Below are 1,228 nucleotides of genomic sequence, written 5' to 3' on the forward strand. Positions count from 1 at the left end.
TTTTTTCCCCATCTCAATCCCCCCAGTTTGAATCCGAAATAATCGCCAACAGAATAGTAGTTCATTTAATGAAGTTTAATAGGTTGAAAAGGTAGATTACACTAACAGGTATTAACAATATATTATTAAACCCAAGCACCAATGCAAATTGAACGGATTGCGTCGCTTTATATCTGTAATACCAAACACATTATACTTATATTCGGATCTTAGATGGGGATATGAAAGTGATATTCAATTGAAAGGCGATGGCCGGGTGGCACTTGGTCCGATGCTACGTGAATATAACATTAGTGAAGCTATGCATGCGCTTGGTATTCCTACCACACGTAATCTAGCAGTGGTGACAACAGGTGAATCCATCATCCGTGAAACCGACCTTTCCGGTGCTATTATAACTTGAGTGGCCGCGAGTCATCTGCGCTTTGAAACTTTTCAATACGATGCAAAATGGGGAACGGATGAGGAGCTTCGGGCTCTGGCTGACAAGACACCCCAACGTCATTTTCCTGATGTTGGAGATGGTGACAGTCGCTATCTTGCGCTTCTTCAGGGTGTGATAAAGTTTGAGTGACAGGCACTTCATTATATGTAATATAAAACACCGGAAATCCATCGACTAAACCTCGGAGGGCTTTCGGTGTTATTTTGTGTGTGAATCAAGATATTTGATTCGTTTCTAAACGCAACATTTAAATTCAGGTATTAGTTTTTAAATTGTTTGACTTGCCAATTACAGAATAATTAACTCTTTTTGAGATTTTGTAATAATTTCGATTCCACTTTTTTTACGATACTCTCATCATCAATACGCACCCGACCAAGATCAGGTATGTGGAATCGATTCAATTAATTGAATTTTATTTAGAGCAGTAGTCAGATAATAGCCCGTCCCTTCAACTATTACTTGAATAGGATAATACGGAAGGGGTGGAAAATTGAATTATTATGACTACAATATTAATAAATGTAATAAATGTAATAAGTGTGATGATAGAAAAAAATGTTGTAACTGCATGTGTGGATGTACTGGAGCTACAGGAATTACCGGAGCAACCGGAGCAACTGGAGTAACCGGAGCAACTGGAGTAACCGGAGCAACCGGAGCAACTGGAGTAACCGGAGCAACCGGAGCAACTGGAGTAACTGGAGCAACTGGTGAAACTGGAGCAACTGGTGAAACTGGAGCAACCGGAGCAACAGGCGATACTGGGGCAACCGGAGCAAC

2 pseudogenes are annotated in these 1,228 nt (G+C 40.6%); both read left to right on the forward strand.

The features are described 5' to 3' along the window. Positions 1 to 217: 217 nt before the first annotated feature. Positions 218 to 565: pseudogene (locus tag I2484_RS21015) on the forward strand (protein adenylyltransferase SelO family protein); the annotation flags it as partial. 373 nt (positions 566 to 938) lie between these two features. Further along, positions 939 to 1,228 (forward strand): annotated as a pseudogene (locus I2484_RS21020) (collagen-like protein); the annotation flags it as partial.

This window comes from Sporosarcina sp. E16_8 (genome assembly GCF_017347095.1).
GTDB lineage: Bacteria > Bacillota > Bacilli > Bacillales_A > Planococcaceae > Sporosarcina.